This is a genomic window from Kitasatospora sp. NPDC034035 (assembly GCF_055575755.1).
In genome coordinates this window covers 24,686-39,170 of sequence record NZ_JBVISA010000029.1, presented here as the reverse complement: position 1 = coordinate 39,170, position 14,485 = coordinate 24,686, and the positions used below count along the sequence as shown (strand labels likewise).

Here is a 14,485-nt window from a genome sequence, read left to right as displayed (position 1 = left end):
GATCAGGACCAGGGAGGCAACGGCGTGCCAGTCACCGACTCGGCGATCGAGAAGATCAAAGCCATGATCGTCAGTGGAGAGCTGCGCCCCGGTTCGCGACTCCCCAAGGAGGCAGACCTGGCCGAGCGGCTCGGCCTGTCGCGCAACTCCCTGCGTGAGGCGGTGAAGGCCCTCTCGCTCATCCGGGTGCTCGACGTACGCCAGGGAGACGGCACGTACGTGACGAGCCTGGAGCCCAACCTGCTGCTGGATGCGCTGGGCTTCGTCGTCGACTTCCACCAGGACAACTCGGTGCTGGAGTTCCTGGAAGTCCGCCGCGTCCTGGAACCCGCCGCTGCGGCCATGGCTGCCCGAGTGATGCCGGACGAGGAAATCTCCGCGCTCGGGGAGCTCCTGGAGGGCCTGAGCGACGATGCCTCCCTGCAAGAACTGATCGACAACGACCTCGAGTTCCACCGCAGGATCGCAGCCGGTTCCGGCAACACCGTCCTGTGCTCGCTCGTCGACGGCCTGTCCGGCCCGACCGCCCGGGCGCGGATCTGGCGAGGGCTGACCGAGGAAGGTGCGGTCGACCGGACCCGCCAGCAGCACCACGCCATCCTCGATGCGATCGCCCACCGCCGCCCCGACCTCGCGCACGCCTGGGCGACGGTGCACGTGGCAGGCGTCGAGCAGTGGCTGCGGGACACCCTCGGCGCAGCCGGATCCTCGCTCGGCTGACCCAGGCCGAGCGCTTCAAGAGAGATCGTCGGTGACGACGGTGTGCGCAGCAGTATGCGGGTGATCCCTGGCGGTGAGAAGTACCGCCCGTCCCCGGGGGCCGCGGCGACGCACACGAAACCGAGCGCGCTGGTCACGTCGTCGCAGCAGCAGCACACCCCTGATTCGAAGCCGGCCTTCCGGCAGGCGGCTGCCGCACGTGCCGCCAGCCCCGGCATGGACAGGGGCTCGGGCGGCACGGAGGACTCGTTCCCCACGCTGCGGCCAAAACCACGGCTTCTCCTAACTCCGTATGACGATCAGGCTGGGTGGTCGGCCGCTGGTCAGTGCCGACGAGGTCCCGGTCGTGCCGCGCCTCGCCCTGGTACGGACTGACACGTCCGGGCGGTGTCTAGCGAGCTGTTCGGCCGAGCATTCGGCGAACGGTGCGCCGCGGCTGACGTTGCCGCGATGGAGCACGCGTTCAGTCGGCGACTATGTGGCCTGAAGCTCTCCTGCGACCTCTCCGACCTCGCCCCGCCGGGCGGGCCGCCCAGGAGGAAGCGGTATGTCGGCCTCCCCGACGCGATCGAGGCAACTGAGCCCCTGTCGTCCGACCCCAGCCGAACCGGCTCCATGCCATAGAGCCCCTATACATCCGACCTTTTAGTATCCTGAGGTGCAGTCATTGCTGGCGTCTCTGCTTGGCGCCGCCGTAGCTACAGCTCGACTGTTCAAGCAATTGCGAGTCAAAGTTGTTGACTTGTGCGTGAATGCGTTCCATATTGAGCAACATTGAACCTCGCACACCCTTCCGGCGCCAGACGGGCCGCCGGGTCCTCCAGTCGCGCCCTTGGAGCGTTACGTGCGCAGACATCCTATCAATTTCCGAAACATGCTCACCATGCTCGCAACCTCTGCGGTCGCTCTCGCCGCCACCTTCACCGCGATCCCGAGTTCGCCCGCAGTCGCTGCTCCAGCGCAACGGATCGCCATCGACGGAGCGTCAAGCGGCCGTGCCTTCGACGGAATTGGCGCGATCAGTGGCGGCGGGGCCACCTCCCGGCTCCTGGTCGACTACCCCGAGCCGCAGCGCACTCAGGTGCTGGACTACCTGTTCAAGCCCGGCTACGGCGCTTCACTGCAGATGCTGAAGGTTGAGATCGGCGGTGACGCGAACTCCTCCGACGGACCCGAGCCGAGCCACATGCGCACCCCGACCGAGGTCGACTGCAACCGCGGCTACGAGTGGTGGCTGATGGAGCAGGCCAAGGCACGCAACCCCGACATCACGTTCTACGGCCTGGAGTGGGCGGCACCGGGCTGGTTGAACGGCGGCATCTGGTCCCAGGACAACATCACCTATCTCAAGTCCTGGCTGGGCTGCGCCCAGAGCCACGGACTGAAGGTCGGCTACCTGGGCGGCTGGAACGAGAACGGCTACGACAAGGCCTGGTTCGAGAACCTGCGCACCGCCCTGGACGGCAGCGGCCACGCCGACACCCTGTTGGTGGCCTCCGACAGCAATGACGCGACCTGGACGGTCGCCTCGGACCTGGCCACGGACAGCGCCTTCAACCGGGCGGTCGCGGTCGTGGGCCTGCACGGCGTGTGTTGGAACTCGACCCCGGTGTACACCGCCTGCCCGGGCAGCAGCACCGCGACCGGGCTGGGCAAGCCGCTGTGGGTGGCCGAGGACGACAACGACAGCGACGGCGCCAATCCGCCGGCGCTGGCCCGCAACCTCAACCGCCAGTACATCGACGCCAGAATCACGTCGGACATCAAGTGGGCGCTGGTCGGGTCCTGGCCCTCGAACCTTCCGTTCGCCGGGGCCGGCCTGATGGCCGCCGACCAGCCCTGGTCGGGCAACTACACTGTGGGCCGCGACATCTGGGTGACGGCACACACCACGCAGTTCGCCAAGCCGGGCTGGCGCTACCTGGACACGGCCAGCGGCTATCTGTCCGGTACCGGGATCAACGGCGACCGGCACAGCGGGAGTTACGTCACCCTGAGGTCCGGCCAGGACTACAGCACGGTCATCGAGACCACCGACGCCTCGGCCGCGAAGACGATCGCGCTCAGCGTCGCCGGCGGGCTGTCCACCGGGCCGGTGCACGTGTGGGACACCGACATGAACGCCACCGACCCCGCCCGGTGGTTCGTCCACACCCAGGACATCGTGCCGCGAAACGGCGGCTACTCGCTGACCGTGCAGCCCGGCCACCTCTACACCGTCACCACCACCACCGGCCAGGGCAAGGGCACTGCTGTCGCGCCGCCCGCGAAGAGCGTCCCGCTGCCGTACCAGGCCGACCTGAGCGGATACCCGGCCCGGGCCACCGCCCGGTACTTCCACGACTGGGCCGGGGCCTTCGAGACCGCGCCCTGCCCGGCGGGCACCGACACCCCGATGTGCCTGCGCCAGGTGATCACCGCACCCGCCCACCCCTGGCACACCGACATGAACTACACCCCCGCCACCCTGCTGGGCGACCCGTCCTGGAGCAACTACCAGGTCTCCACTGACGTGCTGTTGGAGGAGACGGGCAGCTCCGCCGAGCTGCTGGGCCGGATCGACCACGTCGACCACGACCGCTCCGCCTACCACCTGAGGATCGACGACGGCGGTTCCTGGCGACTGTCCAGCGAGGACCGCTCGGGGACCGACACCGTCCTGGCCGCCGGCAGCTACCCCGGCGCGGGCGCCGGGACCTGGCACAACGTCTCGCTGGCGATGCAGGGCCAGTCGATCACCGCCTTCGTCGACCACGTCCAGGTCGCCTCGCTCACCCACGCAGGCCACGCGATCGGCCAGAGCGGACTGGCCGTCGGCGGCTTCCAGCACGCCGACTTCACCCACTTCGGCGTGACCCCGCTCGCCGGACCCGCCACCACGCCCGTCACCAACACCAACAGCGGCAAGTGCCTCGACGTCAGCGGCAGTTCGACCGCTGACGGCGCGCAGGTCCTGCAGTGGACCTGCGGCAGCGGCAAGGCCAACCAGCTGTGGACCCCCGTTCCGGTGGCCGGTGGCACGACGGTGCAGCTGGTGTCGGCCAACAGCGGCAAGTGCCTTGACGTCAGTGGCAGTTCGACCGCTGACGGCGCGCAGGTCCTGCAGTGGACCTGCGACAGCGGCAAGGCCAACCAGGAGTGGACGCTCGTCCCGCTGGCCGGCGGCGCAACGGTGCAGCTGGTGTCGGCCAACAGCGGCAAGTGCCTCGACATCAGCGGCAGTTCGACCGCAGACGGGGCCCTCGCCGTCCAGTGGACCTGCACCACAGGCCGGACCAGCCAGCAGTGGACCACGACCCAGTAGTACGGCACCCGCCGTCCTGATGCCGGCCGGTCTCCTGGAGCCCTGAAGCCGCGAGACCGGCCGCACCAACCCCAATCCCACCCATTCCCACTCCCTGCTGATCGGCCTGCTCAACGGCGCGATCATCGTCTACGGCCGGGTCAACCCCACCATCGCCACCCTGGCCGGGCTCGCCGCGTACAAGGGGCTCGCCCAGCTCATCTCTGACGGCCGCGCCCAGGGCTACGTCCTCAACAACGACGTGTTCGTCTTCCTCGGCCGTGGCAAGATCGCCGGACTGCCGGTCATGGTCTGGATCGTCATCGCCGTCGCGGTCGCCGTGCACGTGCTGCTCACCCGGACCGACATCGGCCGCAACGTCTACGTGATCGGCGGCAACGACACCGCCGCCCGCCTCGCCGGCGGCAACATCAACAAGTACCTGGTCGCCGTCTACGGCCTGATCGGCATCGTCGCCGCCGTCGCCGGCATCCTGCTCACCGCCCGCACCGGCTCCGGCCAGCCCACCTCCGGCAGCGAAGGCCTCGAACTCAAGGCCATCACCGCCGCCGCCCTCGGCGGCTGCGCCCTCAAGGGCGGCAAGGGCACCATCGGCGGCACCCTCCTCGCCATCGCCCTGCTCGGGTGCCTGGAGAACGGACTGACCGTCGAAGGCATCAACTCCTTCTGGCAGAACGTCGCCCAGGGCACCCTGCTGGTCGTCGCGGTCGTCGTCCAGCAGCGCCGCAGCGCCGCAGCGGCGAACGCGCCGCCGGCTTCCCCGCCTGACCCGCCGTCCTCGGGCCCCGAGCCGCGTCGCCCCGATGGCACGCACCGCGCCGTACGGAAGCGCGCCGGCTGCGACCGCACGCACCCACGACCCTCGGACGGTCCGTCCGAGCCGCACGGATCCCCCACCACCCCACGAGGAGCTGGAATGACCTGGCGATCACGCCCACGCACCACCCTGCTAGCCGCCCTCACACTGATGGTCGCCACGCTCACCGGCGCGGCGGCGACCACCCCCGCGCAGGCCGCCGCCGCGCCGACGATCACCATCGACGGCACCAAGCCGGGGCGGGTCTTCGACGGCGTCGGAGCGATCTCCGGCGGCGGCGGTAACTCCCGACTGCTTGCGGACTATCCCGAACCGCAGCGCAGCCAGGTGCTGGACTACCTGTTCAAGCCCGGCTACGGCGCGTCGCTCCAGATCCTCAAGGTGGAGATCGGCGGAGACACCAACTCCACCGACGGCGCCGAGGCCAGCCACATGCACACCGCCGACACCGTGGACTGCAACCAGGGCTACGAGTGGACCATGATGGAGCAGGCCAAGGCCCGCAACCCCGACATCAAGCTGGCCGCGCTGTCCTGGGGCGCACCCGGCTGGGTCAACGACAACAGCACCACCAGCAACACCGTCTACACCCCGAAGATGCACGACTACCTGCTCTCGTGGCTCGGCTGCGCCCGGCAGCACAACCTGACCATCGACTACCTCGGTGGCTGGAACGAGCACGACGCCGACCCCCAGTGGTACGTGGGCCTGAAGAACAAGCTCGTCGCCGGCGGCTACGGCTCGGTGAAGGTCGTCGCCCCCGACCAGTTCGGCTACCAGGTCGTCGACCAGATGACCAACGACGCCGCCTTCCGCAACGCCGTCGACATCGTCGGGGTGCACTACCCCTGCGGCTACAACAGCGACTTCAGCAACTGCAAGCCCGCCGCCGACTCCGCCTCGATCGACAAGGCCCAGACCCTCGGCAAGCCCATCTGGGCGAGCGAGAACGGCTCCGAGGACTACCAGAACGGAGCGAGCTCGGTGGCCCGCGGCATCAACCGCGGATATATCGACTCCCGGTTCACCGCCTTCGTCAACTGGCCGGTCGTCGCCGCGCTCTACGGCAACCTCGAGTTCTCCACCGACGGCATGGCGCTCGCCAACCAGCCGTGGTCCGGCAACTACACCATCGGCAAGACCGCCTGGGTAACCGCACAGACCACCCAGTTCACCAAGCCCGGCTGGCACTACATCGACACCGCCAGCAACTACCTCGGCAACAAGCGCACCAACGGCAGCTACGCGACCCTGAAGTCGGCCGACAACAAGGCGTACTCCACCGTCATCGAGACCATGGACGCCACCGCGGCGCAGACCGTGAACTTCAGCGTCACCGGCGGCCTGCCCACCGGCCGGGTCCACGTGTGGGCGACCAACGTGCGCTCCAACACCAGCAGCGACTGGTTCGTCCAGCAGGCGGACCCGGCCGTGACTGGCGGCGGCCGCTACTCCCTGACGCTGCAGCCCGGTTACGTCTACACCGTGACCACCACCACCGGTCAGGGCAAGGGCACCGCGGTCTCCCCGCCGGCAGCCTCGCTGTCGCTCCCGTACGCGGACACCTTCGAGACGCCAGCGGCGACCACCTCGCCGAAGTACTTCGCCGACATGAACGGCGCTTTCAAGACGGTGGCCTGTGGCGGCGGTCGGACCGGGACCTGCCTGCGGCAGATGGCCCCCACCGTGCCGATGCGCTGGACCGACGAGCCGTTCAACTCCCCGTACACGATCATGGGTGAGCGCGGCTGGCAGAACTACACCGTCGCCTCGGATGTCATGTTCGAGCAGCCCGGGACGGTCGAACTGCTCGGCCGGATCGGCCAGCAGGGCCATAACAACAACGGCCTCAACGCCTACCACCTGCGGCTCTCCGACACCGGCACGTGGTCCATCCTCAAGAGCGACACCAGCTGGAACTTCACCACCCTCGCCACCGGGGCCACCACGGCACCCGGCCTGAACAACTGGACCGGCCTCTCCTTCACCCTGCAGGGCTCGACCCTGATCGCGAGCATCGGCGGCCAGGAGGTCGGCCGGGCCACCGACACCTCGTTCTCCACCGGCCTGGCGGGCCTCGGCCTGGGCACCGGAGGCTATCGGACCCAGCAGTTCGACAACTTCGCCCTCACCCCGGGCGCCGCCACCCCGATGCCCACCGGCCCCATCACTTCGGGGGCTGCCGCCGGCAAGTGCGTGGACGTCGACCGGGACTCCAGCCTGAACGGCGCCCGGGTCCAGCTGTGGGACTGCACCGGCGGCTCCTCCCAGGTCTGGACCCTCGACGGCGGGAACCTCACGCACCACGGCAAGTGCCTGGACGTCACCGGCCAGGCCACGGCCAATGGCTCACCCGTCGAGCTCTGGGACTGCAACGGCGGCGCCAACCAGCAGTGGTCGCCCCAGCCGGACGGCACCCTGAAGGGCCTCCAGTCCGGACGCTGCCTGGACGACCCGGCCCTCAACACCGCCAACGGCACCCAGCTCGACATCTGGGACTGCGACGGCGGCTCCAACCAGAAGTGGAACCTGCCCGCCTGACGCACCCCTCCGCCGGCCCCGGCCGACCGCACCTCCCCGCGGTCGACCGGGGCCGGTCCTGCTCCTCACCACCACCGAGCAAGAGAAAGCGAGAACCTGCGGTGACGACGGGACGAACCGTCCCGGCCCGCCGCCGACGGCCCCTGACACGCGCGCTGGCGGCCCTTCCCCTGCTGCTCGCCGCGGTCACCGCGGCGCCGCCGGCCGTGGCCGCGACCCCGGCCGCGACCGCGGCGGCGGTTCCGGTCACTCCGGTGCTGACCCCGCCGATGGGCTGGAACAGCTGGAACAAGTTCGGCTGCAACATCAACGAGGCCCTCATCCGGGAGACCGCCGACGCATTGGTCGCCAGCGGGCTGGACCGGGCCGGCTACCAGTACGTCAACGACTGCTGGCCCGCCACCACCCGGGACGCCAACGGCGACCTCCAGGACGACCCGGCGCGCTTCCCGTCCGGCATCAAGGCACTCGCCGACTACGTCCACGCCAAGGGCCTGAAGATCGGCATCTACGAGTCGGCCGGCACCGCCACCTGCATGGGCGCCTACCCGGGCAGCCTCGACCACGAGCAGGCCGACGCACGGCAGTTCGCCGGCTGGGGCATCGACTTGCTGAAGTACGACAACTGCAACAGCGGCAACCGGCCCTACCTGGACCGCTTCAAGGCGATGGGCGACGCGCTGAAGGCGACCGGCCGACCGATCGTCTACATACTGTGTAGCTGGGGCAAGGACGCCCCGTGGTCGACGTACGGCCCGGCCTCCGGCGGGACGTCCTGGCGCACCACCGAGGACATCGGCAACTTCTGGTCCAACGGCTCACAGTCCACGCCGATGGGCGTCGTCGACATCCTGGACGCCCAGGCAGGGCTGGAGCCGTACTCCGGGCCGAACGCCTGGAACGACATGGACATGCGCGACGCTGGATGGGTTTCTCTTCGGGGCGAACGTGCAGGGGTACCACGGACGCGCTCCCGCTGTGGTGCAGTTCGCCAAGAACAGGCGCTGTCCGGGCCGCTGTCCGAACCACCGGATAGGCTCACCAGTTGAGAATGATAGGGGAGTTGAGTGCGCGACTCTGTGCTGACTGCTGACGTTCCGCTCGGCCCGTTCGACGGCCATCTCGTGCCTGCCTTCGCGGCGAAGGGCAAAGCCTCCAAGCTCCACGCACATCTGCGATGCCCCCGGCTTCGCGCGGACGGGGCGGTGGCCTCCGAGGCACCGCTGAACGCTTCGACGGTCGCCCGGATGTGCTCCGTCTGCGCACACCAAGGGGAATGGGACCGTCCGGACAGCGGTGTCGGCCTCTTCCTGCGCGCGCTCGGCGGCTACCGCGGACTGCTCTCCCGGCTGCAGGAGTACACGGAGGCGGATCCGGACGACGAGGTGACCCAGGAGGAAGCCGAAGGCGCCGCGAAGGTTCTGCGCGCCGAGCCGGTTCCCGAGGAAGACGAGACCTACGGCGAGGAGCGGGACGCCCGCGACGAAGCGGAACACCTGTGGGGCCAGGTGCTGTCCAGGTGGCGTGACGCCGCGGACAGCCTCCACCTCGCCGAAAGCGTCGCCGCGAAGTTCCCCTGGCTCACCGACTGGGCGCGGCCGAAGGTGGCACTGAAGGAGGAACATCTCCAGACGCTGCGCGAACGAGCGGGACTGTTCGTCGATGCGGCCGCACTGCTGGAAGCAGCGGCGGCCACGAGCCTGGAAATGCCCGAACTCCCCACGGACGAGGAAGCGTTCAGCGCCATCGGCGACCGCAGGTCGGTAGCCGGCCGGCTGCGGTCGATGTGGTCCCGCTGGCAGGGGGCAGCAGCGGACGCATGGGGACTGCCGGGCGACCACCTGGTCACGTATCAGGCCGTCGGGGGAATCAATTCACGGCGCAAGGGGTACGACGAAGCTTGCCGTGCGGCAGACCGGCTGCTGGCTTCCTGGGAGGAGGAGGCACGCCGGGTGGCCGGCGCGGCGGACCCGGACGTGACGGTGACGCTGACCGCACACCTGCAGGAACCCCCGGAGGAGGACCCCTACTCGCAGCAGCGTGAGCTGGGGCTGCTGGGCGGCCTCGACAACTGGACGATCGGCGTCCTGCTCACCTACCTGACCAGCGCCGACTGGGGCCGGCGCAGGCTCACTTTTCGCGCACCCCAGCTGATTGTCGACCAACTCCTTACCCGCGCCGCGCTCGTACGGTGCGAGCCCGAGCCTCCCGGCGCCCCGACGGCTGCCGGCGAAGCGAGTCCCCTGGGGCCGGGAGTCTTCGACGACGCCCCTGTGCACCAGCGCCGCCCCCTCACCGCGGAGCACCTGCGGTTGCTCAGCACCGCGCCCGGCGCCGAGGACCAGCTGTACACCGTGTTCTCCACCGACGCCGGGACGGAGGTCCTGCCCTTCAAGGAGTTGGAGCGGCGTGCGGCCCGTGGCTGGCGAGGTGTCCTGCTCGCCAGCTCCGTCGACCTGCCTGCGGCACTCATCGACCCCTGGTCCGAGGCGATCGGCCAGCGCCCCGAGGAGCCCTCCGCCATGTGGCGGGAGCGGATGCGCGAAGCCGACGACCCGCTGTTCGGCGAGCGGCTGGGCCTGGCAGCCGGCGCCGAGCGCGCCGCCTGGCTGGTCTTCAGCGACAGGCCCTGGGCGCGGGAGTTCAACCTGCGGCTGCTCGCGGTGGCCCGCGGTGTGCCCGATCTGCGCAGTTTGGACTCCGGGTACGACCGGGCCGGGCGTTCGCGCAGCCTTCCCAGCGCGGTCTGGCACGGGCTCCTCGCCCACGGCCAGGACTTGGACCTCGAGCCGTTCGAAGCACCCGACGCCAGCACCTGGAAGCGCAGCGGGAGCGGCATCCCTCTGGGGGTCCTCGCGCAGGTCCAGGTCTACGCAGTCAACGCCGACCCCCGCTACCAGGGCAAGGGGCACTCGCCGTTCTGCTCCCATGTCCGCGAACGCGGTGTCGTCGCAGACGACGACCTGCTCACCATCGCGGACCTGCTCGGTGACACGAAGTTCGACTGGTGCAGCAAATGCGGGGGCTACGCGATCCGCCGCCTGACGGACACCCAGCTCGCCCACTACCGCGCGGCCCACCGGCTCCACGACATCGCGCAGCAGTTGGACCCCGGCCGGGGCGGGTACGATCCCGCCCGCCTCGGACAGCTGGTGGAGCAGCTCCTGGAGCTCGAGAAGTGGAAACCCGACGCTGACGACTGCTCCTACAGCGAGGACTCCCGCCAGTGGCATCAGATCGTCCGCAAGCTGCTGTTCCGGGCCCGATCCGCCCAAGCCGGCCAGCCCTGAACCATCCCTCGACCGACTGCCTGACGAGGTCTCCCATGGACAGCACGCCGAACAGCCTCCTGTCACCGCACGCCCTCGGGCCGCAGCTGCTCGAGCGGCTCATCGCCCCCCTGCGGCAGGCCGGTTGGACCCAGGCAGATCAGTGGTACGAGGACGAAGAGGACGAGGACAATTCTGGTGCCGACGCGGCGGCAACGGTCGAGCTGAGCCGCTCCAACTTCCACATCTTCATCAGCTGGTCTCCGGCCACCGGCCGCCTCGTCATCGACGACCCCACCGACGGCTGGGACTGGGACGGGTACCTTCCTCCGCTGTAAGGGGGCAGCTCAGGCCGCGCGCCGCCCCCGCAACCCTCCCGGACTGGGCAGCTCACGACCTCCTCGACATGCTCCGCCCGGACTCCGACGAGGACGAGGCCCCTGCGGCCGACGCCACACTCGGGCGTCCCTGACGGGAGGCACGGCCAGAGACGTCCACCCCGTCCAAGCCGCGGTACCGGAGCCGTTCGACGCGTGGCTACGCCACCCGCCGGAGGACCTCGCCGGGCCCGGGGACCGGATTCCGCCCGGCGGCGGCCCGGTCGAGGGCCTGGGCCAGGGCGAGCACGGCTTGGTCGGCGGAGTCCTTGAGGAGGTGACCGTAGAGGTTGATCGTGGTGGCGATGGTGGAGTGCCGCAAGGTCTTGGAGATGACAGCGACGGGGATGTCCTCCGCGATCATGATGCTGGCCGCGGTGTGGCGAAGGTCGTGCAGGCCGATGCGGGGCAGGTCGAGCTCGGCGGTGCGTTTGCGGAGCTGATCGAGGACCCACTGGGGCCGCAACGGCGTCCCGCCAGGGCGGCCGAAGACCAGGCCCTCGAGACGGCCGTCCGGGTGGGCGGCCATCTGGATCGCGGCCTGGCGGTGGAGGGCGGTCATGACCCTGGGGGAGAGGCTGATCCAGGCGCGGCTGGCCTCGGTCACCTCACCGCGGCGCATGCCGGTGCCGAGCATGACCTCGAACAGATCGGTCAGCTGGTCCGCGTACTGCTCCGCACCGTGCTGCAGGAAGGTCGCGGCCTGCTCGGGGGTCCAGCAGGTTCGCTCGGCTGCGCGGGGCTTGGGCGGCACCGAGTGCTTGGCCGGGTTGTAGCGCAGGCGCCAGGAGCGAACCGCGGCGTTCAGCGCGTTGCGCAGGGTGGACACGGCCCGGTAGACGGTGACGCGCCCGCGCTGGGCCTCCAGCTGTGCGGTGACCCAGGCGTCGATGTGTTCCGGGCACAGGTCGAGGAGCCGGAGGTGGCCGAAGGCGGGGGCGAGGTCGCGCTCGACGCACGCGGCGTAGCCGGCGTACGTGTTCGGCGCGAGGTGCGGCATTCTCGTTATCAGCCACTCGCGCAGGTAGCTCGCGACCGTGGTGCGACGGTTCTCGTAGACCCCGCGCAGCTCACCGTCCAGCACCGCGGCCATCTCGCGGGCCGCCTCGGCCCGGCTGGTGAACCCGCCCCGTCGACGGGTCCTTCGCTTCCCGTCTCCCGGGGCGAGGTCGACGCAGTACGTCCACGACCCGTGACCCGCCTCCTTCAGCAGCCGCACGCACCACGGACCCAGCTGCTTGCCGTGCCCGTCCGTACACCCGCACCGCCGGTAGACCCGTCCCCGCCGCGCACGCTGTCCCATGAGCTTCCCCTTCTCCCGATCCGGTGATCTGGGACCAAGAGTCGCTGCCCGGTCGGGCGTGGCGGCAGAGCGTGAGAGGCGGTGCGCGAAGTAGTCACAACCACACGGCGACGACACGCTCAAGACGACACACCGCCCGGAAGATCACTATGCGCAACCGATGGGTAAGCGACCATGATCCGCCCGCAGGACCGGGCCCCGCGGGCCGGCTGACGGCATCGACGCAGGAGCAGTCGGGCAGGTGCGACGCCGCTTGCTGAAGGGTCGACAGGTTCCGATCACGGGCCGTAGCTGTGGTGGGGCGGTCGGCCTGGGGACCACTTTGGGACCACACCTGATGAGCGCCTATGGGCGCCGGTGGTCCGAAACGGACACTTCTGCACGAAGTAAGCACTGAGCAACTGTCAGCTCTCTGTGCCATCGCTTCCGTCAAGAAGAGCCAACTCACGTGTTTCCCGGGGTAGTTGAGCAAGAAAAGAGCCGAGGCCTTGAGGCCTCGGATGCCGACAATAGTTGAACCCCTTGACTGGGGGTCAAGGGGTCGCAGGTTCAAATCCTGTCGTCCCGACCGGCGTTTACGCAGGTCGTAGGCCGTTTTCACCGTGAGGTGGGAGCGGCCTTGACGTGTTTTCCGGGTCTTGTGAGTGCATTGTGAGGGCGGGATTTCGCCCGAGCTGACCACGTCAGGGGCGCGGTGTGTCTCAACTTGCTTTCCGTAGCGGGGTTCTGGTGACGACCCCTTGATTGCGGACTCTGATGGTGTGATCCCCGGGTGTGCGCGGGCCTGGGAGCTCGATGGGGCCGGCTGAGGTGAGCGCACGGTCGACGGCGTCGCGGGCGGCTTGGGTGGTGAGGTGGCCGTAGATGTTCGCGGTGGTGGACAGGGTGGCGTGCCGCAGGGTCTTGGAGACGACGGTGAGCGGGACGCCGGCGGTGATGGAGATGGTGGCGGCGAGGTGGCGCAGGTCGTGGATGGCGGTGCGGGGGACGTCGAATTGCCGGCAGAGGTCGTGGAAGTGGTTGAGGACGTAGGCGGGGTGGAGGGGGTGTCCGTCGGGGTGGTGGAACACGAAGCCGCCGTGGTCCGCGTGGGAGAGCGACGGGTCCTTGTCCTCGGCGCGGTGACGCAGCGCGATGGCGACGCGCGGCGAGATGGCGACCCAGTCCTTGCTGGAGCGGATCTTCGGTGAGGTGAGGATCAGGCGGTTGTTGTCGATGGCGGAGAGCGTGTAGCGAATGTAGAGGACGCGCTCGGGCAGGTGGACGTCGTTCCAGTGCAGGGCGAGGGCTTCGCCTTTGCGGATGCCGGTGCCGATGAGGACCTCGATGAGGTCGGCGAGGGCCGGGTCGGCGGCGCGGCAGGAGTCCAGGAACCGGATGGCGTCCTGGACAGTCCAGATCTGCCGTTCGGCCGCCGCGGGCCTCGGGATCACGGTGGGGCGGGCCGGGTTGTAGGGGAGCCGGCGGTGGCGGACGGCGTCGCCGAGAGCGCTGGAGAGCGTGGCCAGGCAGCGGTGGACGGTGACCTTGCCGCGTCCGGCGGTGAGTTGCGTTTGGGTGAAGGCGGCGATGTGGGAGTGGCCGAGGTCGTCGAGCCTGATCGTGCCGAGGGCGGGGACGAGGTCGCTGGTGACGTAGTCGCGGTAGCGGATGTAGGTGGTGGGCTTGAGGGTGAGTTGCTTGTCCTTGAGCCAGGTCGTGAGGTAGTCGGCGAGGGTCTGGTTGGGGTCGGCGTTGAAGCCGGCGGCCTGGCCCTCGACCATCCGGCGCAGTCCTGCGCGGGCGGCTTCGGCGGTGGGGTAGCCGCAGCGGCGGATGTTGTTGCGCCGGTGGTCGGGGGAGGGGAGGGTCGAGGGAGAAGGTCCAGGTGCCGTGATCGGGGTCGGTGGCGAGCTTGGGGCAGTGGGCTCCGAGCTGCTTGCCACCCTGGTCGCGGCAGCCGCACCGACGGTAGACGTGCCCGGCGTGGGCTGCGGAGCGCATGGTGATCACTTCCAGCGGGTCGTGTGAACAGCCATGCTCATGGTCTCCTGGCGGGCGTCAGCAGGCGGTGAACCCCTGCGCTCACTCCGTACCCACAAGCGGGCGGAATGGTGCCCTGACCTGCGGCAATCCCTTGTCGTGGCGACAAGGGGTCGTGGACTCGCTGGCGCT

8 protein-coding genes and 1 tRNA gene are annotated in these 14,485 nt (G+C 69.5%); 7 read left to right on the top strand and 2 right to left on the bottom strand.

From position 1 onward, the window contains the following. Positions 1 to 24 precede the first annotated feature (24 nt). The 6 genes from ACZ52J_RS32185 to ACZ52J_RS32160 all read left to right on the top strand — a co-directional run bounded on the left by ACZ52J_RS32185 (position 25) and on the right by ACZ52J_RS32160 (position 10,989). Positions 25 to 720: a FadR/GntR family transcriptional regulator gene (locus ACZ52J_RS32185; RefSeq protein ID WP_465623752.1), complete on the top strand. Its 696-nt coding sequence runs from the start codon at positions 25 to 27 to the stop codon at positions 718 to 720. Positions 721 to 1,603: 883 nt separating this feature from the next. Further along, positions 1,604 to 4,024, top strand: a complete 2,421-nt coding sequence (locus tag ACZ52J_RS32180) for an RICIN domain-containing protein (RefSeq protein ID WP_465623751.1) — start codon at positions 1,604 to 1,606, stop codon at positions 4,022 to 4,024. A 94-nt stretch (positions 4,025 to 4,118) separates the two neighbouring features. Further along, positions 4,119 to 7,382 carry a ricin-type beta-trefoil lectin domain protein gene (locus tag ACZ52J_RS32175; protein WP_465623830.1) on the top strand — a complete coding sequence of 1,088 codons (3,264 nt, stop codon included), beginning with the start codon at positions 4,119 to 4,121 and terminating at the stop codon, positions 7,380 to 7,382. Between the two features lie 101 nt (positions 7,383 to 7,483). Next, a complete protein-coding gene (locus ACZ52J_RS32170) occupies positions 7,484 to 8,431 on the top strand; it encodes a glycoside hydrolase family 27 protein (RefSeq protein ID WP_465623750.1) in 948 nt (315 codons plus the stop codon). 156 nt (positions 8,432 to 8,587) lie between these two features. Next, positions 8,588 to 10,672, top strand: coding sequence for a hypothetical protein (locus ACZ52J_RS32165; RefSeq protein ID WP_465623749.1), 2,085 nt, complete (start codon positions 8,588 to 8,590; stop codon positions 10,670 to 10,672). Between the two features lie 35 nt (positions 10,673 to 10,707). Beyond that, complete coding sequence (locus ACZ52J_RS32160; protein WP_465623747.1) at positions 10,708 to 10,989, top strand: hypothetical protein; 282 nt, start codon at positions 10,708 to 10,710, stop codon at positions 10,987 to 10,989. 199 nt (positions 10,990 to 11,188) lie between these two features. Here ACZ52J_RS32160 and ACZ52J_RS32155 read toward each other — a convergent pair whose 3' ends face one another. Next, positions 11,189 to 12,331, bottom strand: coding sequence for a tyrosine-type recombinase/integrase (locus tag ACZ52J_RS32155; RefSeq protein ID WP_465623746.1), 1,143 nt, complete (start codon positions 12,329 to 12,331; stop codon positions 11,189 to 11,191). Between the two features lie 456 nt (positions 12,332 to 12,787). On the opposite strand from ACZ52J_RS32155, the gene ACZ52J_RS32150 reads away from it, so the two are divergent. Continuing rightward, positions 12,788 to 12,899: transfer RNA gene (locus ACZ52J_RS32150), tRNA-Pro, on the top strand. A gap of 133 nt (positions 12,900 to 13,032) precedes the next feature. Here ACZ52J_RS32150 and ACZ52J_RS32145 read toward each other — a convergent pair. Further along, positions 13,033 to 14,094 (bottom strand): tyrosine-type recombinase/integrase, encoded by a 1,062-nt coding sequence (locus ACZ52J_RS32145; protein ID WP_465623745.1) that lies wholly within the window; start codon positions 14,092 to 14,094, stop codon positions 13,033 to 13,035. Between the last annotated feature and the right edge of the window lie 391 nt (positions 14,095 to 14,485).

Bases quoted from the DNA above. Each gene is read 5' to 3' on its own strand.
- ACZ52J_RS32180 (WP_465623751.1), top strand. From the start codon at position 1,604: ATGCTCGCAACCTCTGCGGTCGCTCTCGCCGCCACCTTCACCGCGATC.
- ACZ52J_RS32160 (WP_465623747.1), top strand. From the start codon at position 10,708: ATGGACAGCACGCCGAACAGCCTCCTGTCACCGCACGCCCTCGGGCCG.
- ACZ52J_RS32155 (WP_465623746.1), bottom strand. From the start codon at position 12,331: ATGGGACAGCGTGCGCGGCGGGGACGGGTCTACCGGCGGTGCGGGTGT.
- ACZ52J_RS32145 (WP_465623745.1), bottom strand. From the start codon at position 14,094: ATGGTCGAGGGCCAGGCCGCCGGCTTCAACGCCGACCCCAACCAGACC.